20 protein-coding genes, 1 other RNA gene and 2 pseudogenes are annotated in these 25,957 nt (G+C 68.7%); 10 read left to right on the top strand and 13 right to left on the bottom strand.

Annotated features, from left to right (window positions below; translation table 11 throughout):
* Positions 1–63 precede the first annotated feature (63 nt).
* Positions 64–1,062: a Bug family tripartite tricarboxylate transporter substrate binding protein gene (locus V8Z74_RS11325; RefSeq protein ID WP_349709335.1), complete on the bottom strand. Its 999-nt coding sequence runs from the start codon at positions 1,060–1,062 to the stop codon at positions 64–66.
* Between the two features lie 23 nt (positions 1,063–1,085).
* A complete protein-coding gene (locus V8Z74_RS11320; protein WP_349709334.1) occupies positions 1,086–1,571 on the bottom strand; it encodes a DUF3237 domain-containing protein in 486 nt (161 codons plus the stop codon).
* A 153-nt stretch (positions 1,572–1,724) separates the two neighbouring features.
* Between V8Z74_RS11320 and V8Z74_RS11315 the strand changes: the two genes are divergently transcribed.
* On the top strand, positions 1,725–2,522 hold the full coding sequence (locus V8Z74_RS11315; protein WP_502879518.1) for a helix-turn-helix domain-containing protein: 798 nt from the start codon (positions 1,725–1,727) through the stop codon (positions 2,520–2,522).
* Between the two features lie 49 nt (positions 2,523–2,571).
* Here V8Z74_RS11315 and rnpB read toward each other — a convergent pair.
* Both rnpB and V8Z74_RS11305 read right to left on the bottom strand, forming a co-directional pair.
* An RNA gene (rnpB, locus tag V8Z74_RS11310) (RNase P RNA component class A) lies at positions 2,572–2,909 on the bottom strand.
* Positions 2,910–2,930: 21 nt separating this feature from the next.
* Entirely contained in the window at positions 2,931–3,755 is an 825-nt protein-coding gene (locus V8Z74_RS11305) for an AraC family transcriptional regulator (protein ID WP_066482854.1), read from the bottom strand.
* Between the two features lie 100 nt (positions 3,756–3,855).
* Between V8Z74_RS11305 and V8Z74_RS11300 the strand changes: the two genes are divergently transcribed.
* Together V8Z74_RS11300 and cysK are read left to right on the top strand one after the other, a co-directional pair.
* The gene (locus V8Z74_RS11300) at positions 3,856–4,776 is read left to right on the top strand and encodes a DMT family transporter (RefSeq protein ID WP_349709333.1); all 921 of its coding nucleotides are present in this window, start codon (positions 3,856–3,858) and stop codon (positions 4,774–4,776) included.
* A gap of 150 nt (positions 4,777–4,926) precedes the next feature.
* Positions 4,927–5,847 carry a cysteine synthase A gene (gene cysK / locus V8Z74_RS11295; RefSeq protein ID WP_066482859.1) on the top strand — a complete coding sequence of 307 codons (921 nt, stop codon included), beginning with the start codon at positions 4,927–4,929 and terminating at the stop codon, positions 5,845–5,847.
* Between the two features lie 123 nt (positions 5,848–5,970).
* Here the strand turns inward: cysK and V8Z74_RS11290 are convergent, their stop codons facing one another.
* Positions 5,971–6,540 carry a hypothetical protein gene (locus V8Z74_RS11290; RefSeq protein ID WP_349709332.1) on the bottom strand — a complete coding sequence of 190 codons (570 nt, stop codon included), beginning with the start codon at positions 6,538–6,540 and terminating at the stop codon, positions 5,971–5,973.
* Between the two features lie 232 nt (positions 6,541–6,772).
* On the opposite strand from V8Z74_RS11290, the gene V8Z74_RS11285 reads away from it, so the two are divergent.
* From V8Z74_RS11285 to V8Z74_RS11265, 5 genes and pseudogenes are all read left to right on the top strand, one after another.
* Positions 6,773–8,620, top strand: a complete 1,848-nt coding sequence (locus tag V8Z74_RS11285) for an ABC transporter ATP-binding protein (protein ID WP_349709331.1) — start codon at positions 6,773–6,775, stop codon at positions 8,618–8,620.
* 102 nt (positions 8,621–8,722) lie between these two features.
* Positions 8,723–8,983, top strand: coding sequence for a DUF2164 domain-containing protein (locus V8Z74_RS11280; protein ID WP_066482869.1), 261 nt, complete (start codon positions 8,723–8,725; stop codon positions 8,981–8,983).
* Positions 8,984–9,057: 74 nt separating this feature from the next.
* Positions 9,058–10,302: an exonuclease subunit SbcD gene (gene sbcD, locus V8Z74_RS11275; RefSeq protein WP_349709330.1), complete on the top strand. Its 1,245-nt coding sequence runs from the start codon at positions 9,058–9,060 to the stop codon at positions 10,300–10,302.
* On the top strand, positions 10,299–13,730 hold the full coding sequence (locus V8Z74_RS11270) for an AAA family ATPase (RefSeq protein ID WP_349709329.1): 3,432 nt from the start codon (positions 10,299–10,301) through the stop codon (positions 13,728–13,730). Before sbcD ends, V8Z74_RS11270 begins: the two co-directional genes overlap by 4 nt.
* Positions 13,731–13,895: 165 nt before the next feature.
* Positions 13,896–15,699, top strand: a pseudogene (locus V8Z74_RS11265) (NAD(P)/FAD-dependent oxidoreductase).
* Positions 15,700–15,819: 120 nt separating this feature from the next.
* Here V8Z74_RS11265 and V8Z74_RS11260 read toward each other — a convergent pair.
* Positions 15,820–17,175 (bottom strand): amidohydrolase, encoded by a 1,356-nt coding sequence (locus V8Z74_RS11260; protein ID WP_349709328.1) that lies wholly within the window; start codon positions 17,173–17,175, stop codon positions 15,820–15,822.
* A 119-nt stretch (positions 17,176–17,294) separates the two neighbouring features.
* On the opposite strand from V8Z74_RS11260, the gene V8Z74_RS11255 reads away from it, so the two are divergent.
* Positions 17,295–18,338 (top strand): GlxA family transcriptional regulator, encoded by a 1,044-nt coding sequence (locus V8Z74_RS11255; protein ID WP_349709327.1) that lies wholly within the window; start codon positions 17,295–17,297, stop codon positions 18,336–18,338.
* A 156-nt stretch (positions 18,339–18,494) separates the two neighbouring features.
* On the top strand, positions 18,495–19,091 hold the full coding sequence (locus tag V8Z74_RS11250; RefSeq protein ID WP_349709326.1) for a hypothetical protein: 597 nt from the start codon (positions 18,495–18,497) through the stop codon (positions 19,089–19,091).
* Between the two features lie 19 nt (positions 19,092–19,110).
* On the opposite strand, the gene V8Z74_RS11245 is transcribed toward V8Z74_RS11250, so the two are convergent.
* From V8Z74_RS11245 to V8Z74_RS11215, 7 genes and pseudogenes are all read right to left on the bottom strand, one after another.
* Positions 19,111–20,100, bottom strand: a complete 990-nt coding sequence (locus tag V8Z74_RS11245) for a tripartite tricarboxylate transporter substrate binding protein (RefSeq protein ID WP_349709324.1) — start codon at positions 20,098–20,100, stop codon at positions 19,111–19,113.
* An 89-nt stretch (positions 20,101–20,189) separates the two neighbouring features.
* A complete protein-coding gene (locus V8Z74_RS11240; RefSeq protein WP_349709323.1) occupies positions 20,190–21,116 on the bottom strand; it encodes a 2-hydroxyacid dehydrogenase in 927 nt (308 codons plus the stop codon).
* Positions 21,117–21,277: 161 nt separating this feature from the next.
* On the bottom strand, positions 21,278–22,048 hold the full coding sequence (locus V8Z74_RS11235; protein WP_349709321.1) for a class II aldolase/adducin family protein: 771 nt from the start codon (positions 22,046–22,048) through the stop codon (positions 21,278–21,280).
* Positions 22,049–22,085: 37 nt separating this feature from the next.
* Positions 22,086–23,636 (bottom strand): class I adenylate-forming enzyme family protein, encoded by a 1,551-nt coding sequence (locus V8Z74_RS11230; protein ID WP_349709320.1) that lies wholly within the window; start codon positions 23,634–23,636, stop codon positions 22,086–22,088.
* Between the two features lie 2 nt (positions 23,637–23,638).
* On the bottom strand, positions 23,639–24,610 hold the full coding sequence (locus V8Z74_RS11225; protein ID WP_349709319.1) for a tripartite tricarboxylate transporter substrate binding protein: 972 nt from the start codon (positions 24,608–24,610) through the stop codon (positions 23,639–23,641).
* A 125-nt stretch (positions 24,611–24,735) separates the two neighbouring features.
* Entirely contained in the window at positions 24,736–25,713 is a 978-nt protein-coding gene (locus V8Z74_RS11220) for a tripartite tricarboxylate transporter substrate binding protein (protein ID WP_066482917.1), read from the bottom strand.
* Positions 25,714–25,836: 123 nt separating this feature from the next.
* Positions 25,837–25,957 (bottom strand): annotated as a pseudogene (locus V8Z74_RS11215) (electron transfer flavoprotein subunit alpha/FixB family protein); the annotation flags it as partial.

The following is a 25,957-nucleotide window of genomic DNA, read 5'->3' as shown; positions in this document are numbered from 1 at the left end:
GTGCTTGTCTCCTTCAGGTTCTTGCTGTGGTTTACGGTCTGGTCCCGGGCCCTGTCCCGGGCTTCAATCGGCCTTGAAGCCCGTGGCGGCCACGGCCTTGCCCCATTTGGCGGTGTCGGCCGCGATGATGTCGGCGAACTGCGCGGGGCTGGTGCCGGTGACGCGAAAGCCCGCCTCCTGCAGCTTTGCGCGGCCATCGGGCGACTGCAGCACCTTGAGAATGTCGGCATTGAGCCTGGCGACCACCTCCGGCGGCGTTCTGGCCGGCGCGACGATGCCGAACCACGAGCCGAACTCCAGGTTGCCGAACCCCTGCTCCTTCATGGTGGGCACCTGGGGCAGCTGCTCCACGCGCACCGCCCCCGTGCTGCCCAGGGCCGCGAGCTTGCCGGCCCTGACCTGGGGCACGGCCATGCCGGCCGAGGCGAAGACGCCTTGCACATCGCCGCTGAAGATGCCGCCCAGCGCATCCGAGGTGTTCTTGTAGTGCACGACCTCGGGGCGCATGCCAACGGCATCGCCGAACATGAAGGCCCCGAAATGGCCGGGCGTGCCCGCGCCGAAGGTCGCCATGAACAAGCCCTTTTGCTGCTGCGTCCAGGCCACGAAATCCTGGACGTTGCGCGCCTTGACCTTGTCGGGATTGACCAGCAGCACGAAGTCCGAGCTGACCACCTGGCTCACGGGAACGAAGTCCTTTCCGGGGTCATAGGACAGCTTGCGGTAGGTGCTGGGCGCAATGCTGAGCTGGCCGGTCTCGGCCAGCATGATGGTGTAGCCGTCGGCCGGGGCGCGCGCAGCCTCGCTGGCGGCGATCAGGCCTGCCGCGCCGGGCTTGTTGTCCACGACCACGCCCACGCCGCCCCAGGTCTCCGAGAGCTTTTGCGCGAGCAGCCGTGCCACCACGTCCGGGCCCGTGCCCGCGGGAAAGCCCACGAGCATGCGCACGGTCTTGGCCGGATAGCCGGCCGTCTGCGCGACAGCCCCCGTCGCCGCCAGCCAGCCCAGGCCCGCCGCGGCAGCCAGGGCGGCGCGGCGCTGCAGCCGCTTGGTGTTCTTCATGGTTGTCTCCTCTTGGTATGGGTTCAAAGCACTTCGAAAATCCGCATGGCCACAAGATCGGGGTAGCGTGCGCCCGAGCCCAGGAACAGACGCTGCGACAGCCAGGCCAGGCTGGGCGCCGAAGCCTCGAAGCGCGGCGTGCAGCGGAAATAGATGTCGGCCGGGTCCACGGGCTCGCCGCGGCGCAGGCGCTCCATCAGCGCCGCCGGTCCGGTGCGCAGCGCATGGTTGGTCACGTAGATCAGGTCGCCTGCGTCGGTCTCGATCACGTAGCGCGCGTCGAGCTCGGCCAGCTCGTCGCTGACGAGCAGCTGGAAGTCGGCACCGCCGGGCAGCACCCGCGCCGACCAGCCGTCGCCGCACACCTGCCCGCCCACGATGGGAATCACGCGCCGGAAGCCGCGGGCCGTGGCGCCCACCTCCTGCGCCGCGCCGACCTGCACCGCGAAATCGGCGAAGCGGCGCAGCTGCGGCGCGGCCATCTGGAAATCACTGCCTGGCAATGTCATCGGTCTCCCTGTTCCTGCAGTCCATGCGATTTCTCAGCGTAAGCACTGTTGGAGAAAGCGCTGTCCCCCAAGAAGATGACAGCCCGCACACCGCCGCTGCCGATGAACCCCTGGAAACCGACCCCGCCCACCGATGCCATGCCGGCCCGCGGCATGGCGCATGCCAGCGCGCTGCTGGCCGGCCTGGTGGAGTCGCTGGGCCAGGCGGACTTCGCCCATTCGGCCCTGGCCCGGCTGAGCACCATCGCGCCCCTGGCCTCGCTGTCCGTGTACCGCATCGGCAGCCTGCAGCCGCGGCTGTTCATGTCGGCCTCGCAGGGCGTGCCGGATACCACGCGCCAGTGCTGGAGCGCCTATCTTTCGGGTCCGCAGCACGAGGACCGGAGCTGGGGCCGGCAGTGGCCCTGCCATGCGCCAGCCGCGCCAGGCACGGGCATGGCAGCCGTGGACGACAAGGGAGGCAGCGGGGAGGAACAGGGCTCATGCAGCCTGGTGCATGTACAGGCCAGCGAGGTCACGCCCCTGCACCGCCAATGCGTGTACGAGGCGCATGGCGTGGCCGAGCGCATCTCCATCGCCGAGCGCGGCAGCGACGGCTCGGTGTTCGCCGTCAATTTCTACCGCCATGCGCACCAGAAGCCTTTTTCCGACCGCCACCTGAGCGACTTCGCCGACCTGTCCGCGGCGCTCATGGCCCTGACGCGCAAGCACATTGCCCTCACCGCCGACGCTGGCGAGAGCCGCTGGCCGCAGCGCCTGCGCGAGCGGGCGCCGGGCCTGACGGCGCGGGAACTCGATGTCTGCCTGCGCCTGCTGCGCGGCATGACGCTGGACGGCATCGCGGCCGACCTGCAGCTGAGCGCCGCCACGGCCAAGACCTACCGCAACCGTGCCTTCGCGCGGCTGGACATACACCACCGCCATCAGCTGTTCGCGCTGATGGTGGAATAAAGAGGAAAAGCGGTTGGCAGCGCCGGGCGGAGCCCGGCGCAGGAAGAAGATGTGAAGTGCGCCGATAAGCCGGATTCTGTGCACAGCGGTTGCCCGCTGCGTGACCGCCATTAATCTGGGCCATCAGTCGCCTGATGGCTCGGTGCTACCTACCCGCACACTCCGGGGGCCCCGTCAACGTGTGCCTACTTGGTATTGCTGCGCGTAGAGATTGCCCGTTTCACCCCCGGTGGTTTGTCTCGCGACACTCCCCCGGGACTCGTCTCTGTTGCTCTGATCCTCACCTCACGGTGGACAGCCGTTAGCTGCTACGCTGCCCTGTGCAGTCCGGACGTTCCTCCAGTACGGCCTTTCGGCACTTGTACCAGCGGCGGTCTGGCGCACTTCACGGCGCGCATTATCCCGCGTTCACAAAGAACCTGCACAGAACTCGCGCCGGAATTGCTCGGGCGGCAGGCCGGATTCGCGCTGAAACATGGCGATGAAAGCCGAGGGCGTGCTGTAGCCCAGCTCGTAGGCGATGTGCTGCACCGTATGGCCGGCCTCCAGCGCGTCGATGGCGCGCAGGTAGCGCATGCGCTGGCGCCATTCGCCCAGGCTCATGCCCAGCTCGCGCTGGCAGTGGCGCGCCAGCGTGCGCTCGGTCATGTGCACGGTGGCCGCCCATTCGGCCAGGCTGCGGTGGTCGTCGGGGCGCGACTGCATGGCCTCCAGCACCTGCACCAGGGCCGGATGCCGGGCCACGGGCAGGAAGCTCAGCTCCAGCGGCGTGGCGCACAGCTGGTCGTGCACCACCCGGGCCAGCCGCAGATCCTCTTCGCTGACCGGCACCTGCACATTGCGTGCGCCGAAGTCCGCCAGGATGGCCTTGACGATGGGCCCTATGCGCATGCAGCCCGGTGTCTGGGGCAACTCCCGGCACAGCTGCGGCGCCAGGTAGACCGATCGGTACTGCACCGCATGCTGCAGATAGCAGCTGTGCACCACGCCCGGCGGAATCCAGACCCCGTGCTGGGGCGGGCACAGGATATGGCCCGTGGGCACGTCCATGCTCAGACTGCCGTGGGCCGCGTAGTTCAGGTGGCCCCAGCGGTGGCTGTGCGGCGGCGCCTCGCTGTGCTCGCCAAACTCGTCGTAGCGGAAGTAATAGCTGCCCTGCACCTTGTCCGTGTCCAGAATCTGGACGGCATGCCGCTTGACGGCCTGTGCGGGTCTTGATGCAGAAGCAGGCATGGCGTTCGTCCGGCTTGCGTTATGGAATGTCCGAAATCAGGAATGCACTTTAAATGCGTCAAGCGCATGATAGGACCCGTCAAGGAGTCTTCACCACATCATGGGTTCTTATCTTCTACCGCTGGGCGCCGTGCTGATCTGGTCCATCAACACCGTGGTCAGCAAGCTGGCTGCGGACAGCATCAGTGCAGCCGAGATCGGCTTTTTCCGCTGGGCGGTGGCCGCCGTGCTGTTCACGCCCTTTCTGCTGCCCTCCATCTGGCGCCAGCGCGCCGACATCAAGCCCCTGCTGCCCAGGATCATGGCGCTGGGCGTTCTGGGCATGGTGATCTACCAGAGCCTGGCCTACTACGCAGCCCACTACACCACGGCCACGCACATGGGCATCATCGGCTCGCTCACGCCCATGCTGGTCCTGGTGCTGGCCGCCTTCGTGCTGGGCCAGCGGCTGACGCGCGGCGCGGTCTGGGGCTCTCTGGCGGCCATTGCCGGCGTGGCGCTAGTGGTCTCGTCGGGCCGGCCCGCGCGGCTGCTGTCCGAGGGGCTGAACCTGGGCGACGCGATGATGTTCATCGCCATGCTGTCCTACGCGCTCTACAACATCCTACTCAAGCGCTGGCCCATGCCGCGCCTGGCCACGTTGCAGCTGCTCTACCTGCAGGTGCTGGTGGCCGTGGTCGTGCAGTTTCCGCTGTACCTGCTCTCGCCCAAGACGGGGCTGAACGCCGCCAACCTGCCGCTGGTGGGTTATGCCGGCGTCATGGCTTCGATCGCCGCGCCGCTGCTGTGGATGAAGGCCGTGCAGACGCTGGGCCCGGGCCGCTCCAGCATGTTCTTCAACCTGACGCCGATCTTCACGGCCGTCATCGCCTGGGCGGCGCTGCACGAGCCGCTGGCCATCTACCACGCCATAGGCGGCGTGATGACGGTGGGCGGCCTGCTGCTGGCCGAGCTGTGGAAGACGCCGCTGCGCAAGCCTGCGGCGCAGGCACGCCCCGGCTGCCCGGCCAGTGCCGGCTAGGCGGCAGCGCAACGGCCCGTCCAGGGCGTGGAAGGCCCCCGTTTCCATGGCCTTGCAGGGCATATCCATATTCCTGCCAGGATGAACAACTACGCCACAATGGGCGTCTGCGATTTCTTTCCGACTTCCCCCCATCCTGCTGGAGGCTTCATGAAATTCGACAACGTTCTGCAAACCATCGGCAACACGCCAGCCATCCACATCAACCGGCTGTTCGGCGCGAACGCCAATGTGTGGATCAAGTCCGAGCGCAGCAATCCCGGCGGTTCCATCAAGGACCGCATTGCCCTGTCCATGGTGGAGGACGCCGAACGGTCCGGAGCGCTGAAGCCCGGCGGCACCATCATCGAGCCGACCAGCGGCAACACCGGCGTGGGCCTGGCCCTGGTGGCCGCGGTCAAGGGCTACAAGCTGATCCTGGTCATGCCCGACAGCATGTCCGTCGAACGCCGCCGCCTGATGCTGGCCTACGGCGCGAGCTTCGACCTCACGCCCAAGGAAAAGGGCATGAAGGGCGCCATCGCCCGCGCCCAGGAGCTGGCCGCGCAGACGCCCGGGGCGTGGATTCCGCAGCAGTTCGAGAACCCGGCCAACGTGGCCGTGCATGAAGCCACCACGGCCCAGGAAGTGCTCCGGGACTTTCCCGACGGGCTCGATGTCTTCATCACCGGCGTGGGCACGGGTGGCCACCTGACCGGCGTGGCCCGGGTGCTCAAGGCCAAGTTTCCCCAGCTCAAGGTCTTTGCCGTCGAGCCTTCCGCCTCGCCCGTGATTTCGGGCGGTCAGCCCGCCCCCCACCCGATCCAGGGCATTGGCGCCGGCTTCATCCCGAAGAACCTGGACACCAGCCTGCTGGACGGCGTGATCCAGGTCGAGGCGGAGCCCGCGCGCGAATACGCGCGCCGCGCTGCCCGCGAGGAAGGCCTGCTGGTCGGCATTTCCTCGGGAGCGACACTGGCTGCGATCGCCCAGAAGCTGCCCGAGCTGCCGGCCGGCGCCCGCGTGCTGGGCTTTGCCTACGACACGGGCGAACGCTACCTGTCGGTCGAAGGCTTCCTGCCCACGGCCTGAGCCTCCGCCATCGGACCCCAAAGCGCTGCCCAAGGCAGCGCTTTTTTCATGAAAAACGGCTCAAACGCTTTCCCATCAAGCGCAACAAGCTATCAAAATAAAAGCCTTGCGGCAGGCCGAAGGCTACTGCGGGCAATCGCCTTCCCTTTCATAGTCCTGCACCTGGACCATGCCGGCACCGCGCGCACCGTCCCTGGCCTTGCTGGTCACCCGGAAGCTGGCGGCCGTGAGGCGGCGGATCTCGACCACGGCGGGCGGGGCCTGGAAGATGCGGCCGCTGCGCTGCAGGTCCTTCTTGCTGCGCACGGGGCAGCTGATCTGCAGCAGGCCCAGGTCCTCGTCGTTGGCCAGAAGCTTGCCGGTGCAGGACAGGCCGTCGCTTTCCTGGCTCAGCAGATCTTGCAGATCCTCGGCAATGCTCTGCGGCGACAAGCAGCCTGAATCGGTCTGCACCGGTGGCTGCGCAGCGGAGCGAGGCTGCGGCCTCGCCGGCTCGGGCTCGTAGCGCGTACGCAGGGACCACAGCCCCGGCTCGATGGACTGCAGCACCTTGAGCGGCTCCACCCCGGCCCAGATCCGCTCCGGCTCCTGCGCCTGCAGCGCGGGGCCGGCCAGGCTGCACATGCCCAGCACCAGGACGGGCTTCAGAAGCGTTCCCGCATGCGCCAGGGCCTGCTGCCGCAAATTCCTCACACTCGCTCGCTTTCTTTGAGTGGCATCAGCATCGGTCCAGTATGGCCATGCGGTTTGCCCATGGCTGTAAGCGCGTGTTCACAGCGCGTGCCGGAGGCGGCTGCGGCCTGCCCGCCCTGCCGTCCCAGGGCACGCCCAATGCCCCAGTTTCCCAACGGTCATCGCGGGTGATCGCCACCGCGCCTGCCCGCTCCCCTACCATCGGGACCCATGCATAGGGAGTATTTCCATCTTGTTCGGCTTTTTTGAAAGACAGGTACCGCCGTATCCGCCCACCGAACCCAAGGTGCCGCCCACCGGCTTTTTCGCCTTTCTGTGGGCCTGCACCCAGGGCATGCGCGGCTGGATACTGCTGATGACCTGCACCTCCGCCCTGCTCTCGATTTACGAGGCGCTGCTGTTCGCCATCATGGGCCACGTGGTGGACTGGCTGGGCACCCTCTCGCCGGCCGGCTTCTGGACTGAGCAGCGCGGCACCATCGCCGGCATTGCCGCCGTCCTGCTGGGCAGCGTGCTGCTGCTGGCGCTGCATACGCAGGTCATGCACCAGGTGCTGGCCATCAACTTTCCGATGCGGCTGCGCTGGGTGTTCCACCGGCTGATGCTGGGCCAGAGCATGTCCTTCTACGCGGACGAATTCGCGGGCCGCATCACGACCAAGATCATGCAGACCGCGCTGTCCGTGCGCGAAGTGATCTTCATGGTGGTGGACGTGCTGGTCGGAGTGGGCGTGTACATGGTGGGCATCCTGGTCCTGGCCGCCAGCTTCGAATGGCGGCTGATGATTCCGTTCGCGCTCTGGTTCCTGGCCTACACCGCCGCCTGCTTCTACTTCGTGCCGCGCCTGGGCCGCATCGGCAAGGAGCAGGCCGACGCACGCTCGATGATGACGGGCCGCGTGACCGACGCCTACACCAACATCGCCACCGTCAAGCTTTTCGCCCACACGCGCCGCGAAGCCGAATACGCGCGCAACGCCATGGAGGCCTTCAAGGCCACGGGCTATGCGCAGATGCGGCTGGTGAGCCTGTTCGAGATCACCAACCACCTGATGATCGCCCTGCTGCTGCTGGGTTCGGGCGGCACGGCGCTGTACCTGTGGACGCAGGGCCAGGCCACGGCCGGCGTGGTGGCCGCCGTGATCGCCATGGCGCTGCGCCTGATGGGCTATTCGCACTGGGTGATGTGGCAGATGACGGGCCTGTTCGAGAACGTGGGCACCATCCAGGACGGCATCACCACGCTGACCCGCCCGCGCACCATCGTCGACGCCCCCGATGCCAGGCCGCTGCAGATCACCCGGGGCGGCATCGTCTTCGAGGACGTGAGCTTTGCCTACAAGGACGGCGGCAAGAAGGTGATCGACCACCTGGATCTCACCATCCGCCCCGGCGAGCGCATCGGCCTGATCGGCCGCTCGGGCGCGGGCAAGTCCACGCTGGTCAACCTGCTGCTGCGCTTCCATGAGGCGCAGGGCGGGCGCATCCTGATCGACGGCCAGGACATCCGCACCGTGACCCAGGACAGCCTGCGCGGCGCCATCGGCATGGTCACGCAGGACACCTCGCTGCTGCACCGCTCCATGCGCGACAACATCCTCTACGGCCGTCCCGATGCGAGCGAGGAAGAAATGCGCGCCGCGGCGCTCAAGGCCGAGGCCTCCGACTTCATCGAGACGCTGACCGACCTCAAGGGCCGCAGCGGCTACGACGCCCAGGTCGGCGAGCGCGGCGTCAAGCTCTCGGGCGGCCAGCGCCAGCGCGTGGCCATCGCGCGCGTCATGCTCAAGGACGCGCCCATCCTGCTGCTCGACGAAGCCACCAGCGCGCTCGACAGCGAGGTCGAGGCCGCCATCCAGCAGAGCCTGGACAGCCTGATGCACGGCAAGACCGTGATCGCGATCGCGCACCGGCTCTCGACCATCGCGGCCATGGACCGGCTCATCGTCATGGACCAGGGCCATATCGTCGAACAGGGCACGCACCAGCAGCTGCTGCAACTGGGCGGCATCTACGCCAAACTCTGGGCGCACCAGAGCGGCGGCTTCCTGGCCGACGAGGCGCTGCAGCGGCCGCTCTGAAGCCGGCCCCTGCCCTTGAGCCCCGCGCCGGCCCGCGGGGCTTTTTCATGTTCCCCTGTGGCGCGTGGCGCCTTCGCAGGCTTTCATGCCAGACTCCGCCACATGCCCATAGAACTGAACAGGGAAGCCCGCCAGCAGGCCGTGGCCTCCATCGAACGCTATTTCCGCGAACACATGGACGAGCCCATAGGCAATGTCACGGCCGCGGCCCTGCTGGGCTTTTTCCTGCAGGAAATCGCCCCCAGCATCTACAACCAGGGCGTGGCCGACGCCCAGGAGCGCATGCAGGCGCGGCTGCAGGAGCTGGACTACGAAGTGCACGAGGACGAATTCACGTTCTGGCACAGGCAGCCGCGGCGCTGACCCTTCCTCCTTCCGGCCGGCAGGGCGAACTACCATGTAGCCCCGTTCAGGCCCTCTTTTCCCCTTTCGTACGCATGCGCCTTCTCCACACCTCCGACTGGCACCTGGGCCAGCATTTCATGGGCCAGAGCCGCCAGGCCGAGCACCGCGCGCTGATCGCCTGGCTGCTGGAGCAGGTCGATGCGCACGCCGTCGATGCCGTGGTGGTCGCGGGCGACATCTTCGACACCGGCGCGCCGCCCAGCTATGCGCGCGAGCTGTACAGCCAGCTCGTCGCGCGGCTGCACAGTGCGGGCTGCGCCCTGCTGCTGCTGGGCGGCAACCATGATTCGGTCAGCGTGCTCGACGAAAGCCGCGACCTGCTGGCCTACCTGAACACCAGCGTCATCGCGGCCGTGGGCGAAACGGCCCGCCATGTGCTGACCCTGCCGCTGCGCGGAGGCAGGAACGAGCCCGGCTGCATCGTCTGCGCGCTGCCCTTCATCCGGGCCCGCGACGTGGTGCAGAGCCAGGCCAGCCAGAGCGCGCAGGACAAGCAGCTGGCGCTGCAGAATGCCATACAGGCCATCTACCAGCAGATTCATGCGGCCGCGCTGCAGCGCCAGGCCGAACTGCAGGCCACGCGGGGCCGCAGGCTGCCCATCGTCGCCACCGGCCACCTCACCACCGTGGGCGCCCGCAGCAACGAATCGGTGCGCGAGATCTATGTGGGCTCGCTGCAGGCCTTCCCCACCTCGGCCTTTCCGCCGGCCGACTACATCGCGCTGGGCCATATCCACCAGCCCCAGACCGTGGGCGGGCTGGAGCACATACGCTACAGCGGCTCGCCGATCGCGCTGGGCTTCGACGAAGCGCGCCAGGCCAAGCAGGTGCTGCTGGTGGATCTGGATGACTCCGGCCTGCGGGGCATCACCCCCCTGCCCGTGCCCGTCTTCCAGCCCATGGCGTCCGTGCAGGGCACGCTGGACGAGCTGCCGGCCGCACTGAAGGCCCTGGCCTGCAGCGCCGACGCCCAACGGCCGACATGGATCGAAGTCACCGTGCAGGACGACGACTACCTGGCCGACCTGGCCGCGCGCGTGCAGGCCCTGGCCGAAGGCCTGCCGCTGCAGGTGCTGCGCATACGCCGCCAGCGCGGCAGCGCGGCGCCCCGGCTCGCGGCCGAGGCCCGGGAATCGCTTGACGAGCTCAGCCCCGAGGAGGTGTTTGCGCGGCGCCTGGCCCAGGAAACGCTGGAGGCCGGGCTGCAGCAGGCACTGGCGCAGCGCCACCGCGAGGTGCTGGCGCAACTGAACGGCAATGCGGGAGAGCAGGCATGAGAATCCTCAAGCTGCGCCTGAAGAACCTCAACTCGCTCAAGGGCGAGTGGAGCATCGACTTCACGGCCGCGCCGTTTGCCGACAACGGCCTGTTCGCCATCACCGGCCCCACGGGCGCCGGCAAGTCCACGCTGCTCGACGCCATCTGCCTGGCGCTGTACCACCAGACGCCGCGGCTCGACAAGATCACCAAGAGCAGCAACGACCTCATCACCCGCCACACGGCCGACTGCCTGGCGGAGGTGGAGTTCGAGGTCAAGGGCGTGGCCTATCGCGCCTTCTGGAGCCAGCGCCGCGCGCGCGACAGGCTGGACGGCAAGCTGCAGGAACCCACGGCGGAGCTGGCCCGGGTCGCCGACGGCAGCATCCTCACCACGCGCGTCAGCGAAAAGCCCGACCTGGTGGCCTCCATCACCGGGCTGGACTTCAAGCGCTTCACCAAATCCATGCTGCTGGCCCAGGGCGGCTTTGCGGCCTTTCTCGAAGCCGGCGCCAACGACCGCGCCGAGCTGCTGGAAGAGCTGACGGGTACCGAGATCTACGGCCGGATCTCGCAGGCCGTGTTCGAGCGCGCCCGCGATGCGCGCACGGCCCTGGAGCAGCGCAAGGCCCAGGCGGCCGGCATGCAGCTGCTGGAGCCCGAAGAGCGTGGCCGGCTGGAGCAGCAGGCCCAGGAGCTGCAGGCAACGCTGGCCCAGGTCCAGGCCGACCATGGCGCCGCCCAGACCCTGCAGCGCTGGCAGGAGCACACGGCCCAGGCCGCGCAAGCCGCGGCGCAGGCAGAGGCCGACCGGCTGCAGGCGCAACAGGCCCTGCAAGATGCGGCCCCCGGGCTGCAGCGCCTGCAGGCGCATGCCCCCGCTGCGGCGCTGCAGCCGCTGCACGGTGCCTGGCTGCGCACGCAGGCGGCCTGCGCGCAAAGCCGGGACCAGCTGCAGCAGCTGCAGGAGCGGCAGGAACAGGCCCACGCCATGCAGGCGCAGCTGCATCGGCAGGCCCATCGCCTGGCCGACCGGGCGCTGGCCGCCGCGCGGCAGCAGCTGCAAACCCTGCAGGCCGAGCAAGGCGTGCTGCAGGACTGGTGCCAGGTCCATGCCGGGCATGCCCGCCTCGGCGAGCAGCTCAGCGGCTGGCGCCAGCAGCTGGCGCAGCGCAGCCTCTACCAGCAGCAGCTGAGCACCCTGCAGGCCGAGCGGCAAGCGCTGGAGCACGACATCGCCAGCCTGGGCAAGGAGTCCGACGCCCAGGCCCGGCATCTGGCAGCGGCCGTGCAGGCGCACCAGCAGGCACAAGCGGCCGCGCGGCAGGCCGAACGCGGGCAGGAGCAGCGCCTGTCCGCCCATGGCGGCAGCCTTGCCCGGTTGCGCACGCACTGGCAGGCCGCACAGCAGCAAGCCCATCTATGGCGCCAGATCGAGGAAAGCGCCGCTGTGCGCCGCCAGCTGGCCGCCCAGCAGACGCAGACGGAGCAGGCCCGGCAAGCCAGCGCAGCCCAGGCAGAACAGCAGGCCCGGGCGCTGGCGCAGCTGCGCACGCAGTACCGGGCACAGAAGGAGCGCGTGGACGACAAGCGCAAGCTGCTGGAGCAGGAGCAGCGCATCCAGAGCCTGGAAGCCCATCGCCAGGCCCTGCGCGCAGGCGAAGCCTGCCCCCTGTGCGGCGCGCGCGAGCATCCGGCCATCGCCGCCTATGCGGCACTCGACATATCCGAAACCCACGCTGCGCTGCAGGCGGCAGAGCAGGCGCTCGAAGAGCTGCGCGCCCGGGGCGAGCAGCTGGCCCAGGCCCACGCGGCCAGCCAGACGCAGCTGGCACAGCACCAGGCTCGGCACGGCGAAATCGAAGAAGCCATCGCCCGATGGCACCGGCAATGGCAGGCGCTGCGCGGCCAGGCCTCGCCCTCCGTGCAGGACCCCGGCTGGCAGGATGCCGGGCTGCTGGAGCAAGCCCGCCAGGCCGGCGAAAAAACACTGGCCGAGCTGGCCCGGGCGCTGGCCGATGCGGAAGCCGGCGAGCAAGCCGCACAGGCCGCGCGGGAGGCCGCACAGCAGGCCCGGCAGGCCGAGCAGGCTGCGCAGCACCAGCAGGAGCGCGTGCAGCAGGCCTTGCAGGAGGCGACGGCCAGGCGCCAGCGGCTGGAGCAGGACTGGCAGGCCCTGCAGCAGCAGGCCCTGGCCCAATCCCGGGCCTTGCAGGCCGCCGTGGAGCAGGCGGGCCACGCGCTGCCGCTGGCCCCGGACAGCGAAGCCTGGCTGGCCGCCCGCCAGCACGACTGGCAGCAATGGCAGGACCGCCAGGACCGCCTGCAGGCCCTGGCGCCGCAGATCGCGCTGCAACAGCGCCAGTGCGAAAGCGCGCAGCAGGAGGCTACGCATTGGCAGCAGCGCTGGCAGGCCTTTGCGGACCGGCCTGCAGCAGAGGGCGCCACTGCATTGCCGGACGATCTGCCCGCTTGCGCCCAGGCCATGGAGCGCCAGGCGCAAGCCCTGGCCGAGCTGCAAGGCCGCATGGACCAGACCCAGGCCCTGCTGGCCGAACAGCGGCAGCAGGCCGCGGCCGCCCAGGCCGACTGGGACGGCGCGCTGCGGCAAAGCCCTTTTGCCGACACCGAGGCCTATGCCCTGGCCCTGCTGCCCCCCGCCGAAGAGCAGCGGCTGGCGGCGCTGCGCGAGCAGCTGGACAACGCACTGCAGCGCAGCACCGCGCTGCATGCCCAGGCCCTGGCGCGCCTGGAGCAGCTGCAGGCCCAGGCCCTGACCGATGAGGCGCCCGACGCCATCGCCGAGCGGGTGCGAACGCTGGAGGCCGAGCGCGCCCATCTCAGCGAACACATCGGCGCCTGCCGCGCGCGGCTGCTCGACGACGAGCAGCGCCGCCAGGGCCAGCAGGCGCTGCTGCTGCAGATCGAGGCACAGGCCCGCGACTGCGACCTGTGGCAGCGGCTGGACGCGCTGATCGGCTCGGCCAGGGGCGACAAGTACCGCCGCTTCGCCCAGGGCCTGACGCTGGACCATCTGCTGCACCTGGCCAACCGGCACCTGGGCCGGCTGCACGGCCGCTATCTGCTGCGCCGCAAGCCCGCGGGGGAGCTGGAGCTGGACATCGTGGACAGCTGGCAGGGCGACGTGGCGCGCGACACGCGCACGCTGTCGGGCGGCGAGGCCTTTCTGGTCAGCCTGGCGCTGGCGCTGGCGCTGTCCGACCTGGTGAGCAACAAGACTTCCATCGACTCGCTGTTCCTCGACGAAGGCTTCGGCACGCTGGACGGCGACACGCTGGAGGTGGCGCTCTCGGCCCTCGATGCGCTCAACGCCAGCGGCAAGATGATCGGCATCATCAGCCACGTCGAGGCGCTCAAGGAACGCATCCCGGCGCAGATCCGCGTGGAAAAAGGCGGCGGCATCGGGCATTCGCGGCTGGTGATCTGAAGCGAAAACGTCTGCTGCACCGATGCAGCAAGCGCGGGCAGCTATCCAACGCGGAGTCGGCAGCCTGCGTTTTTTCCGAGTCGCAACCAAGGCCACGGCCGGGGCCGCCCCTGCTCGGCCGGGCTTTGCCTTACCATCGCACCCCTTGCTTGATAACCCCGAGCCATGATCCGCATTGCAGAACTCAAACTCCCGCTCTCGGCGGTTGAATACCACCCCGAGAACCACACCGAATACCATCCCGCCGCGCGCCTCACGGCCATGGCCGCCCAGCTGCTGGGCATCGCGCCCGAAGAGATCGCCGGCCTGCACGTGCACAAGCGCAGCTTCGATGCGCGCAAGGCCGAGCTGCTGGCCGTCTACATCGTCGACGTCACGCTGCAGCAGCCCGAACGCGAAAACGACCTGCTGGCCCGGTTCGAGCACAACCCGCATGTGATCCGCACGCCCGACATGGCCTGGAAGCCTGTCGGCCGGGCGCCCGCCGCACTGGCCGAGGACGAGCGCCCCGTGGTGGTGGGCTTCGGCCCCTGCGGCATCTTTGCGGCGCTGGTGCTGGCGCAGATGGGCTTTCGCCCCATCGTGCTGGAGCGCGGCAAGAAGGTGCGCGAGCGCACCAAGGACACCTGGGGCCTGTGGCGCAAGCGCGCGCTGACGCCCGAATCGAACGTGCAGTTCGGCGAAGGCGGCGCAGGCACCTTCTCGGACGGCAAGCTCTACAGCCAGATCAAGGACCCGCGCCATCTGGGCCGCAAGGTGATGACCGAGTTCGTGGAGCATGGCGCGCCCCCCCGAGATCCTCTACGCGGCCCACCCGCACATCGGCACCTTCAAGCTGGTGAAGGTGGTCGAAGGCATACGCGAGGAAATCATCCGCCTGGGCGGCGAGATCCGCTTCGAGCAGCGCGTGACCGACGTGCAGGTCGAAGCCTGCCCCCATGGCGATGGCGGGCAGCGCCAGCTGGTCGCGCTGCAGGTGCTGAACCAGGCCACGGGCGAGAGCTACCGCCTCCCCGCGCGCCATGCCGTGATGGCGCTGGGCCACAGCTCGCGCGACACCTTTGCCATGTTCTACGAGCGCGGCGTGTACATGGAGGCCAAGCCCTTCTCGGTGGGCTTTCGCATCGAGCATCCGCAAAGCGTGATCGACCGCGCGCGCTGGGGCCGGCATGCGGGCCATCCGCTGCTGGGCGCGGCCGACTACAAGCTCGTGCACCACGCCAAGAACGGCCGCGCCGTCTACAGCTTCTGCATGTGCCCGGGCGGCACCGTGGTGGCCGCGACCAGCGAGCCCGAGCGCGTGGTGACCAACGGCATGAGCCAGTATTCGCGCGCCGAGCGCAATGCCAACGCGGGCATGGTCTGCGCCATCGACCCCGTCGACTATCCGCGCGACGCCAAGAGCTTTGCCTGGGCCTTCGACGGCAAGACCTACGGGGTCGAGAACCTGCCCGAGGGTGCGCTGCATCCGCTGTCAGGCATCGTGCTGCAGCGCCAGCTCGAGACCAAGGCCTATCTGCTGGGCGGGCGCAACTACAACGCGCCGGGCCAGCTCGTGGGCGACTTCATCGCTGGCAGGGAATCCCCGGCGCTCGGCGAGGTGCAGCCCTCGTACAAGCCCGGCATCACGCTGGTCAACCTGCACCATGCACTGCCGCCCTATGCCATCGAGGCCATGCGCGAGGCGCTGCCGGCCTTCGGCAGGAAGATCCGCGGCTACGACATGCACGACGCCGTGCTCACGGGCGTGGAGACGCGCACCTCATCGCCCGTGAAGATAGCCCGCGGCGCCGACTTCCAGAGCCTGAACACGCGCGGCCTGTACCCTGCCGGCGAAGGCGCGAGCTACGCGGGCGGCATTCTGTCGGCGGGCGTGGACGGCATCAAGGTCGGCGAGGCCGTGGCCTGCGACATCCTGGGCGTGGAGATTCCTTCCTCGGGCGTGCGCGGCTCGGGCGGCGCAGCCTGATTGCTCTCCCATCGATAGCTTCCATCGCAGACTACACAAGGGCTTCGGCATTGAATGATGCCCAAGCCCTTGTTTTGCATGCGCTGGCAGCTATCGGAATGGCTGCTGCCCGCGCAGCCTTCACTGCGCGCGCTTGAGGTAGTCCACCGCCAGCGCCGCCAGCGAGCGCGCGCCCACGGGCAGCTGCTTTTCGTCGATGTCGAACAGCGCCGAGTGGTTGGAGGGTGCCGTCTGGTAGTCCTTGCCCTCGGGCGTGGCGCCCAGGAAGTAGAAGAAGCCCGGCACCTGCTTCTGGAACTCGGAGAAGTCCTCGGAGCCGCTGACCTTGGGAATCACCATCACCTTGCCGCCCATGGCCAGCTTGAGCGCAGGCAGCGAGGCCTCGGTCAGCTCCGCGGGGTTGGTGGTGACCGGATAGCTCACGGGGCCGAAGCGCACCTTGGCCTTGGCGCCGCTGGCCGCGGCAATGTGCTCGGCCGTGGTGGCGATGCGCTGGTGCGCGTCCGCGCGCATGCCTTCGTCGAAGGTGCGCAGCGTGCCCAGCATCTCCACGCTGTCCGGGATGATGTTGTAGCGCGTGCCGCCGTTGATGGCGCCGATGGTCAGCACCGCGGGCTCCTTGCTGATGTCGAGCTGGCGGCTCACGATGGTCTGCAGCCCGGCCACGACCTGGGTTGCCGCCACCACCGGGTCCACCGCGTTCCAGGGCGATGAGCCATGGCCGCCGCGGCCCTCGACCTGGATGGTGACGTTGTCCGCGCCGGCCATCAGCGGGCCCACGCGGTAGCCCACCACGCCGGGCGGCAGATTGGCCGTGATGTGCAGGCCGTAGATGGCCTTCACATCCTTGAGCGCGCCGGCCTCCACCATGGCCTTGGCGCCGAAGCTGGGCACATGGCCGCTGGCATCGGCCTCGATGGGCGCGCCCTCCTCCTCGGGCTGGAAGATGAATTTCACGGTGCCCGGCAGTTGCGCCTTCATGCCGGCCAGCGCCTCGGCCGCCCCCATGAGCATGGCCACGTGCGCGTCATGCCCGCAGGCATGCATGACCGGCACCTCCTTGCCCATGTACTGGGCCTTGGCCCTGGAGGCAAACGGCAGGCCGGTCTTCTCGGCCACGGGGAGCGCGTCCATGTCGGCGCGCAGGGCCACCACGGGCCCCGGCAGCGCGCCGCGCAGCGTGCCCACCACACCCATGCCGCCCACACCCGTCTGCACCTCCATGCCCAGGCGGCGCAGATGCTCGGCCACGAGCCGGGCCGTGCGCTTTTCCTGGCCCGAAAGTTCGGGATGCGCATGGATGTCGCGGCGCCACTCGACCATCTTGGGCGCCAGCGGCGCAATGGCCGCATCCAGGGCCGCCAGGCCCTGGGCATCGAGTCCCGGGGCAGCGGCGGCGCCGGTGGCAAATGAGAGGCCGCCGCCCAGCAGCGAAGCGGCAAGGGCCAGCGGGCGAAGGCGCAGGACAAGTTGCATGGTGGGTCTCCGTTTTCTAGTCATGGAAGCGCCATGCTAAGAGCCAATACTCCTGCCCGGGCAAGGCAAAATGGCCAATCTCCGAGCCCATACCGCCACGCCTGAACGACCCGCCCGCCATGTCCTCCAACTTCGTCATCGAGCTGCCCTGCCTGCCCGAAAGCGCCGTCGGCCATGCGCTGCATCTGGTCGAAATGCTGCGCAGCGCCAATCTGATGGCCGGCCTGCGGCATGGGCGCCATGCGCCGCGCTTCGGCTGGCGCTGGGTGGACGGCCTGGGCCGCGACATGGGCGAACGCATGCCCCACGGAGCCGAGGGCGCCGCCGTTGCGGGACCGGTGCGCGCGCTGTTCCTGAGCTCGCTGCAATGTCCCGACATCCCCGCCATCCGCGAGATCGTCGCCGCCCACGGGCCGCTGGTGCGGCGCACCGCCGCTGCCTTCGACCAGGGGCTGCAGGTCTGCACGCTGGGCAGCGCCGCCTGGTTTGCCGCCGGCAGCGGCGGCTGCAAGGGCCTGAGCGTGGCCCTGCCCTGGTTCTACATGGGCGGCTTCAGCCTGGATTTCCCCGATATCGCTCTGGCCCAGGGGCGGCCGCTGGTGCAGGACGGCCACTGGCTCAGCGCCTCCCATCCCGAGGCCCTGGTGCCCATGGCGCTGGCGCTCGCGCGCATGGCCTTCGGCGACGATCTGACCGCCGCCCTGGGCTCCGTGCTGCAGCCCGACCCGCCGCGCGAGCGGGCCGCGCAGGCAGCCTCATTGGACCGGCAGCTGCCGCACACCCGCGCCAGCACCCTGGCCCATGCGATTGCCTGGCTCGAAGCCCGCGTGGATCAGCCCTATGACCTGCGGGCGCTGGCCGCGGCGGTCTCGGTCAGCCCGCGCACGCTGCTGCGCCATTTCCGGCAGGAGCTGGGCCACAGCCCGCTGGACCACCTGCACGGCCTGCGCTGCGCGCGGGCGCGCGTGCTGCTGGAGATCACGCTGGAGAGCATTCCCTCCATCGCCCAGGCCTGCGGCTATGCCGATCCCGCGGCCTTCAGGCGCATCTTCGCTCGCCACACGGGCATGGCGCCGGCCGACTACCGCCAGCGGCACACCTTGCGGGCACCCCGGCGGCGCTGGCGCGTGGACGCGCGCGCCCCTGGCGAGAGGCTGCGCTAGCCAGGCACCGGATGCCCGGCCATGGCAAAACGATTGCTTGCAAAAAGCCCGCGGCCTACGCAACAAACGGTGCGGTCTTTGCTAGGCTTGCGGCAGATACAGCCCGGGAAGCCGGCTCCGTGCGGCCTGCCGGGCATCTGCCGACAGGAAGCAAGCATGCGACTGCCATTGACCACCGCTTTTCTCACCGGCCTGGGAAGCCTGCTTTTCAGCCTTGGCGCCCACGCCCAGTCCACATCCCTTGCAGCGGCGCCCGAGCCCGCGCCTGCACAGGGTCCGGTGCAAGGCCTGGCTCCCGGCGAGCCGCCTTCGGCGCTGTCGGGCTGGATGTTCGGCTACGCGCCCTTTGATTGGCATTTCTCCGATGCCAAAAAGGAACACGACTTCGAGCCCGACGAGCAGAAGCACGCCTATGTCTGGCTGCTGCAGGCCGAAAAGCAGCTGGACGATCGCCATGTGGCGGGGTTCGCGTACTTCAGGAACTCGTTCGGCCAGCCCAGCCAGTACGCCTACTACGGCTGGCGCTTCAGGCCGTTCGACAGCATGCCCGGGCTGTTCGTCAAGCTCACGGGCGGCGTCATCCATGGCTACAAGTATCCGTACAACAAGAAGATCCCGTTCAACAACCGCCACGGCTGGGGCATCACGGCCATCCCGGCGCTGGGCTACGACTTCACGCCCAACTGGGGCGGCCAGATCAACGTGCTGGGCAACGCGGGGCTGATGTTCCAGATCAACTACACCGTGCGCTAGGCGCGCAGGGCCCGCGCCCTCAGTCCACCGTCACCCTGGCCTCGCGGATCACCTTGCCCCACTTGGCCGTCTCGGCCGCGATGAAGCGGTCGCACTCCTCGGGCGTCGAGCCTTCGGCAAAGGTGCCCATGGTCTGCTCCAGGCGCTGCGTGACTTCGGGGCTGCGGATGATGCGGGCCACCTCGGCGGACATGCGCTGCACGATCTCGCGCGGCACGCCCGCCGGCGCGATCATCGCGGCCCAGGTGCTGCCCATGAGCTCGGGAATGCCCTGTTCGGCAAACGTGGGCACATCGGGCAAGGCGGCCAGGCGCTTGTCGCTGGCCACCCCGATCAGGCGGATGCGCCCGGCCCTGGCCGGCTGGATCAGGTTGGGCGGCGGGTCGAGGAACAGCGGGATCTGCCCGCCCATCAGATCGCTGAGCGCGGGCGCCGCGCCCTTGTAGGGCACATGGGTCATGTCGGTCCTGGTCAGCAGCTTCATCAGCTCCGTGGTCAGGTGGGCGCTGGAGCCGTTGCCCGAGGAGCCGAAGCCCACCTTGCCGGGATTCGCCTTGGCATAGGCAATTAGCTCCGCCGTGGTCTTGAAGGGCGCGTTCATGGCCACGGCCGCCACCAGCGGCGAGACGCCCATCAGCGACACGCCGACCAGGTCCTTCTTCGGGTTGTAGGGCAGCTTGGGATAAAGCGTGGTGTTGGCCGCATAGGCCGCGATCACCACGCCGAAGGTGTAGCCGTCGGGCGCCGACTTTGCGATCTGGTCCACGCCGATGATGCTGTTGGCTCCCGGCTTGTTCTCCACGATGATGGGCTGGCCCAGGGCCTTTTGCAGCCCGGCCTGCAGCAGCCGCGCCATCTGGTCGGTAAAGCCGCCGGCCGTGTAGGGCACGATGACGCGGATGGGCTTGCTCGGCCAGGCGCCTTGCGCCTGCGCGAGCGGCGCCAGCGCGGCCGCAGCGGTTGCAGCGGCCGCACCGATGAAGCCGCGTCGGGAAAGAGTGGTTGGCATGCTTGTCTCTCTTTGTTGTCGTGGCCCGCGCCGCATGTGGCTGCGGCGGGGCCGGGAAATCCCGCAAAAAGCCCGCGCAACCGCGGGCGTCAGTAGCCCCTGGAAAGATCCACGGCGTTGAGCGCCTCCTGGCCCGCGCGCAGGCGGTTCAGGCTTGCCAGGCACTGGCCGGCAATGGTCTGTGCCGATGCCTGGGCCGCGATATGCGGCGTGCCGAATACCTTGGGATGGCGCCAGGCCCGATTGTCGGGGCTTGGGGGCTCCTCGCGCAGCACGTCCAGCGCCGCGCCGGCCAGATGGCCTTCGTCCAGCAGGGTCAGCAGATCGTCCTCCACGACCTGCTCGCCGCGCCCCACATTGATGAAGTAGGCGCCCCGTGGCAGCAGCGACAGCGTGCGGCGGTCCAGCAGGTCGCGCGTCTCGGGCGTCAGCGGCAGTGCGCAGACCAGGATGTCGGTCCGGGCCAGCATGTCCCGCAGCCCCTGCGGCCCGCTGTGGACGGCGATGCCGGGCAGTTCCCGGGCACTGCGGCTCCAGCCGGCCACCGGGTAGCCCACGGCCTGCATGGCGCGTGCCACGAAACGCCCGACCTCGCCCAGGCCCAGGATGCCCACGCGGCACTGAGCGGCCGCGCGCACCGGGCGGCGCAGCCATTGGCCGGCCCTTTGCTGCTCGGCAAACAGCTCGAGCTCGCGCGTATGGCGCAGCGCCGTGCCCAGCACGTACTGGGCGATTTCCACATGCTGCTGGGGATCGACGGTGCGCACCACGGGCAGGCCCCCGGGCAGATCGGGCACCAGCAGCTTGTCCACGCCGGCGCTGGGCGCAAACAGCAGCTTCAGATTCGGATAGCTGCCCAGCACGCCGGGCTTGAGGCTCCAGGCCAGCATGGCCTCGACCTCGCCGGCCACGGCCTGGTCGCGGTGTTCCCAGACGGTCTCGCCGGGCGCCATGGAACGCAGCGCGGCCGCGATGGGCGCGCCCATGCTCGGATGGATGTTGACCAGAATTCCCATTGATTTCTCCATGAATCTGAGCACGGCTTGCGGCCTGCGAAACGGCAGCAGCCCGGGCGCGGGACACCGAGCCAGGGCCCGGCCCCCGCTGCAAGGGTTTCGTCCCTCTTCCCTCGCGCAGCGAGTGGAGAGGGGGAAGGCGCGCAGCGGCTCAGAGGGTGTCAGTTCTTGTAATCGGGGGCGATGCGATCGAGCTTGCGCAGCAGGCTGGGCCAGGCCAGGCCCGAGCCCTTGCCCTTGGTGACCTGGCGCGACTGGTTGGCCGCATCGGCAATGATGGAAGCGGGAATCATGCTCAGCCGCGCACCGCCGGCTTGCGCCAGGATCTGGATCTGGCAGGCGCGCTCCAGGGTGTACATGGCCATGAAGGCATCGGCCACGCTGCGCCCGCAGGTCAGCAGGCCGTGGTTGCGCAATATGAGCTGGTTGCTGCGGCCCAGGTCTGCCACCAGGCGCGGCTTTTCCTCGTCGTGCAGGGCCACGCCTTCGTAGGCATGGTAGGCCAGGCGCGCCAGCGGGAAGATGGACTGCTGCGAGATCGGCAGCAGCCCCTCCTCCTGGGCCGATACGGCCACGCCGTGCGGCGTGTGCGTGTGCAGCACGCACTGCACTTCGGGCCGGGCCTCGTGGATGGCGCTGTGGATGACGAAGCCCGCGGGATTGACGTCGTACTCGGTCTCCATCAGCGGCACGCCTTCGTGGTCCACCTTGACCAGGCTCGATGCCGTGATCTCCTCGAACAGCATGCCGTAGGGATTGATGAGGAACTGGTCGTCGTGCCCCGGCACGCGTGCCGAGATGTGGGTGAAGATCAGATCGTCCCAGCCGAAATGGGCCACCAGCCGGTAGGCGGCGGCCAGCTCGGTGCGGACCTGCCATTCCTCGGCCGTCACCTGACTGCGCACAGGGGATGCGGCGATGTCGTTGTGCATGTCGAAAGTCTCCTTGAAACGCGGTATTGCCCGGCCCTCAGCGGGCGGGCCCCGCATAGCGATCCCTGAGCTCGCGCTTGAGCACCTTGCCGATGGCGCTGCGCGGCAGCTCGTCGACAAAGCGCAGGTCCGCCAGGCGCTGCGTCTTGCCGGCGCGCTGGTTGTACCAGTCCATCACCTCTTCGGCCCGGGCAGCCTGACCCGCGCGCGACACCACGAAGGCCACGGGCGTCTCGCCCCATTGCTCGGACGGCACGCCGACCACGGCCACGTCCTCCACGGCCGGATGCAGGCGCAGCTGCGCCTCCAGGTCGCTCGGGTAGATGTTGAAGCCGCCGCTGATGATCATGTCCTTGCGGCGGTCGAACAGCGTGAGGAAGCCGTCAGCATCAAAGCGCCCCACGTCGCCCGTGCGGATGAAGCGCTTGCCCGCGGGATCGAACCATTCGGCCTCGCGCGTCTTCTCGGGCTGGTTGTGGTAGCTGGTCATCATGCCGGCCGAGTGGCCCACCACCTCGCCGGCCTCGCCGGGCGGCACTTCCCTGCCGTCCTCGTCGATCAGGCGGATGTCGTGGCCTTCGGCCGGCTTGCCCACGGTGTGCAGCTTCCCCGGGAACAGATGGGCATCGAGAATGCAGGTGCCGCCGCCTTCGGTCATGCCGTAGAACTCGGTCAGGCTGCCGGGCCAGCGCGCCAGCACGTCGGCCTTGAGTGCGGCGCTGAACGGCGCGCTGGTGCAGAACTTGAAGCGGTAGGACGAGAGATCGAAGTCGCCGAACTGCGGCAGCGCCATGATGCGCTGGTACTGCACGGGCACCAGCATGGTGTGCGTGGCGCGGTGTTGCTGGGCCAGCTGCAGATAGCGCGCGGCATCGAACTTGCCCATCAGCACCACGCTGCCGCCGAAGGCGATCGTCGGGAAGAACACCACCAGCGTGGTGTTGGAATACAGCGGCGTGGCCAGCAGCGTCGTGCCGCCCGGGCCGTATTCGTAGCGGTTGCCGCGCATCACATGCGTCCAGCGCATGCCGTGCGACTGCACGATGCCCTTGGGCGTGCCCGTGGTGCCCGAGGAATAGATGATGTTGAAAGGCGCCTCGGGCTGCACCTGCACGGGTGCGGGCCTGGCGCCCTCGGGCGCCAGCCAGTCCTCGAAGGACTGGCCCTGGGCGATACCGTCCAGCGAGATGCAGCGCGGCGCGCCGGCGCCCTGCGGCACCAGCTCCTGCGCGGCCTTGTCGATGAACAGCAGATGCGCATCGGCATCGCGCAGCATCGAAGCCAGGCTTTCCGCCGTGGAGGACGGCGCCAGCGGCGCCACCACGGCACCTGCGCGCAGCACGCCCAGGAACAGCGCCGCATAGCGCGCCGAGTTCAGCGCGCAGATGGCCACGGCCTGGCCGGGCTGCACGCCGTCACGCTGCAGCGCGGCGGCCACGCGGTCCATCAGGGCATCGAGCTGCGCGTAGTTCAGCGCCAGGCCATCGTCGCGGAGCGCCGCATGCCCGGGCCGCTGGCGCGCATGTTCGCGCACCAGCTCGCTCACGGGAGTGAAAGGCGTATCAGGCGTAATAGAGAAGGTCTGCATGCTCAATCATTCAGGTTCAGGGATTGCACGATGGACTTTTCCGCCTCGAAATTCCTGCGCGCGAATTCCGAATAGGCCTGGTGATCGCGGTAGTCGGTGCGGATGCCGTAGGTCTTGATCACGCGTTGCATCTCGGGGTCGTCCAGCGCCGCCTTCACGGCGGCATCGAGCTTTTGCACGATGGGCAGCGGCAGGCCCCTGGGTCCGGCCAGGCCCAGCGGCGAAGGCACGACCACGTCGTAGCCGGCTTCCTTGAAGGTGGGCACGTTGGCAAAGGCCGGCGGTCGCTTGTCCGCCGCGATCGCCAGCGCGCGCACCTTGCCGGTTTCCATGAAGTTCAGAATGCCATTGGTGCTGACCATGGTCTTCACATGGCCGCCCAGCAAGGCGGTGATCGCTTCGGAGTCGCCCTTGTAGGGCACGTGCGTGAACGGCACGCCCGCAGCCTTGCCCAGCAGCGCCATGGCCACCTGGTTGCCCGTGAACTTGCCCGGTGTGCCGTAGTCCACGCCTTCCTTGTGGGTCTTGGCGTACTCGACCACGTCCTTCACTGTCTTGAACGGCGAATCGGCCGCCACCGCGAGGATGAAGTCGTAGGCGGTGAACGAGGCGATATAGGTCAGGTCGCGGATCGGGTCGTACTGGGTCTTTTGCACATAGGGCTGGCGGAACACACCGACCGGCACCATGGTGAGCCGGTAGCCGTCGGGCTTGGCGCGCTGCATGTCCACCACGCCCAGCGTGCCGCCCGCGCCGGGCTTGTTTTCCACGATCACGGATTGCTTGAGCTGCTTGGTCAGGCTGGTGGCCAGCGCGCGGCCGACCACGTCGGTGGTGCCGCCGGGCGCAAACGGCACGATGATGGTGACGGGCTGGTTCGGATAGTCGGCCTGGGCCCGGGCGGCGGTGGCGCCCAGGGTGGCGGTGCAGGCCAGCGCCAGCGTGGCTGCGGTGTTGAACAGACGGCGTTGCATGAGAGTCTCCTGTGTGGATGCGGCGTACCGCATCACGGGCATGAAGCGCGGCGCCACCGATTCAATATCGATAGCTGCCCGCTCCGTTCAGTCAATGGTTTCAGCGCTTTTTCATTGAAAACCGATTACTTGGCGGCCAGGCCCAGGCGCTCGATCAGCGCCCTGTCCTTGGCATAGGCCTCCCGGGCCCACTGCGCATAGTCGGCGCCCGAGCGGTACCAGGCGTCCTGGTTGAGCTGGGCCAGCACTTCCGCATGGCGCGGGTCTTCCATGGCTTTCTTGAACGCGTCGTGCAGCTTCTTCACGACGGCCGGGTCCATGCCCTTGGGGCCGACCAGGCCGTAGGGCGAGGTCGAGACCACGCCATAGCCCAGCTCCTTGGCCGTGGGCACCTGGGGCCAGCGCTGGGTGCGCTTTTCGCCAAAGGTCATCAGCAGCCGCATCTGGCCGCCGTCCACGTATTTGTCCCAGCCCGAGGCATCGCTTTGCGCCGAGACATGGCCGCCCAGCAGGGCCTGCTGCAGGTCGGCGTTGCCCTTGAACGGCACGTGGTTGAGCCTGACCTTGGCGTTCTCGGCCAGTTCCTCCATCAGCAGGTGCGGCGACGAGCCCGCGCCGGTGGAGCCGTAGTCCACCGTACCGGGGCTCTTGCGCGCGGCCGCGATGTAGTCGTTGAAGGTCTTGTAGGGCGAGTCCGAGCGCACCGTGAAGCCGAAGGTATAGCCCGAGACTCCGATGATGTAGGTGAAGTCGTTGATCGGGTGCCAGGCCGTCTTCTGCATGTGCGCCATGCGCAGCATGGACATGGGGAACTGCGTGATGGTGTAGCCGTCGGGCCTGGCCGTGCGCGCCATGGTGCCCGGGCCCAGGGTGCCGCCCGCGCCGGGCTTGTTCTCGACGATGATGCTCTGGCCCAGCTGCTTGCCGGCCAGATCGGCCAGCGTGCGCATGTGGCGGTCGGTGGAGCCGCCCGCCGGGAAGGGCACGATCAGCGTGATCGGCTTGTTCGGAAAATCCTGGGCCCGGGCCGGGGCGCCCGCGGCGGCGGCCAGGCTCGCGGCGGCCAGGGCCAGCAGATGGCGGCGGACGGTATTCGTTGTCATGTCTGTCTCCTTGTCATCAAGGCAATGGCGGGTGCGCCACCGCTGTGCCGGGCATGTTCTGCGCACGCCTCGGCCGGCTGTATAGGAAAAGGCCGGCTCCCCGGGGAAGCCGGCCTTTGCCGGTCAGATCGTCCGGACCATTTCGGGCACGGCCTGGAACAGATCCGCCTCCAGCCCGTAGTCCGCCACCGAGAAGATCGGCGCCTCCGGGTCCTTGTTGATCGCCACGATCACCTTCGAGTCC

Source organism: Comamonas sp. w2-DMI (genome assembly GCF_040187735.1).
GTDB lineage: Bacteria > Pseudomonadota > Gammaproteobacteria > Burkholderiales > Burkholderiaceae_C > Comamonas > Comamonas terrae.
Note: the sequence above shows the minus strand (reverse complement) of the source record. Positions and strands in the feature narration are given on the sequence as shown.

Excerpts from the sequence above, each read along its gene's own strand:
- V8Z74_RS11280 (WP_066482869.1), top strand. The coding sequence starts at position 8,723 with ATGCCCATAGAACTGAACAGGGAAGCCCGCCAGCAGGCCGTGGCCTCC.
- V8Z74_RS11225 (WP_349709319.1), bottom strand. The coding sequence starts at position 24,610 with ATGCAACGCCGTCTGTTCAACACCGCAGCCACGCTGGCGCTGGCCTGC.
- V8Z74_RS11260 (WP_349709328.1), bottom strand. The coding sequence starts at position 17,175 with ATGCAACTTGTCCTGCGCCTTCGCCCGCTGGCCCTTGCCGCTTCGCTG.
- sbcD (WP_349709330.1), top strand. The coding sequence starts at position 9,058 with ATGCGCCTTCTCCACACCTCCGACTGGCACCTGGGCCAGCATTTCATG.
- V8Z74_RS11250 (WP_349709326.1), top strand. The coding sequence starts at position 18,495 with ATGCGACTGCCATTGACCACCGCTTTTCTCACCGGCCTGGGAAGCCTG.
- V8Z74_RS11320 (WP_349709334.1), bottom strand. The coding sequence starts at position 1,571 with ATGACATTGCCAGGCAGTGATTTCCAGATGGCCGCGCCGCAGCTGCGC.
- V8Z74_RS11300 (WP_349709333.1), top strand. The coding sequence starts at position 3,856 with ATGGGTTCTTATCTTCTACCGCTGGGCGCCGTGCTGATCTGGTCCATC.
- V8Z74_RS11325 (WP_349709335.1), bottom strand. The coding sequence starts at position 1,062 with ATGAAGAACACCAAGCGGCTGCAGCGCCGCGCCGCCCTGGCTGCCGCG.
- V8Z74_RS11240 (WP_349709323.1), bottom strand. The coding sequence starts at position 21,116 with ATGGGAATTCTGGTCAACATCCATCCGAGCATGGGCGCGCCCATCGCG.
- V8Z74_RS11270 (WP_349709329.1), top strand. The coding sequence starts at position 10,299 with ATGAGAATCCTCAAGCTGCGCCTGAAGAACCTCAACTCGCTCAAGGGC.
- V8Z74_RS11235 (WP_349709321.1), bottom strand. The coding sequence starts at position 22,048 with ATGCACAACGACATCGCCGCATCCCCTGTGCGCAGTCAGGTGACGGCC.
- cysK (WP_066482859.1), top strand. The coding sequence starts at position 4,927 with ATGAAATTCGACAACGTTCTGCAAACCATCGGCAACACGCCAGCCATC.
- V8Z74_RS11220 (WP_066482917.1), bottom strand. The coding sequence starts at position 25,713 with ATGACAACGAATACCGTCCGCCGCCATCTGCTGGCCCTGGCCGCCGCG.
- V8Z74_RS11230 (WP_349709320.1), bottom strand. The coding sequence starts at position 23,636 with ATGCAGACCTTCTCTATTACGCCTGATACGCCTTTCACTCCCGTGAGC.
- V8Z74_RS11255 (WP_349709327.1), top strand. The coding sequence starts at position 17,295 with ATGTCCTCCAACTTCGTCATCGAGCTGCCCTGCCTGCCCGAAAGCGCC.
- V8Z74_RS11315 (WP_502879518.1), top strand. The coding sequence starts at position 1,725 with ATGGCGCATGCCAGCGCGCTGCTGGCCGGCCTGGTGGAGTCGCTGGGC.
- V8Z74_RS11305 (WP_066482854.1), bottom strand. The coding sequence starts at position 3,755 with ATGCCTGCTTCTGCATCAAGACCCGCACAGGCCGTCAAGCGGCATGCC.
- V8Z74_RS11245 (WP_349709324.1), bottom strand. The coding sequence starts at position 20,100 with ATGCCAACCACTCTTTCCCGACGCGGCTTCATCGGTGCGGCCGCTGCA.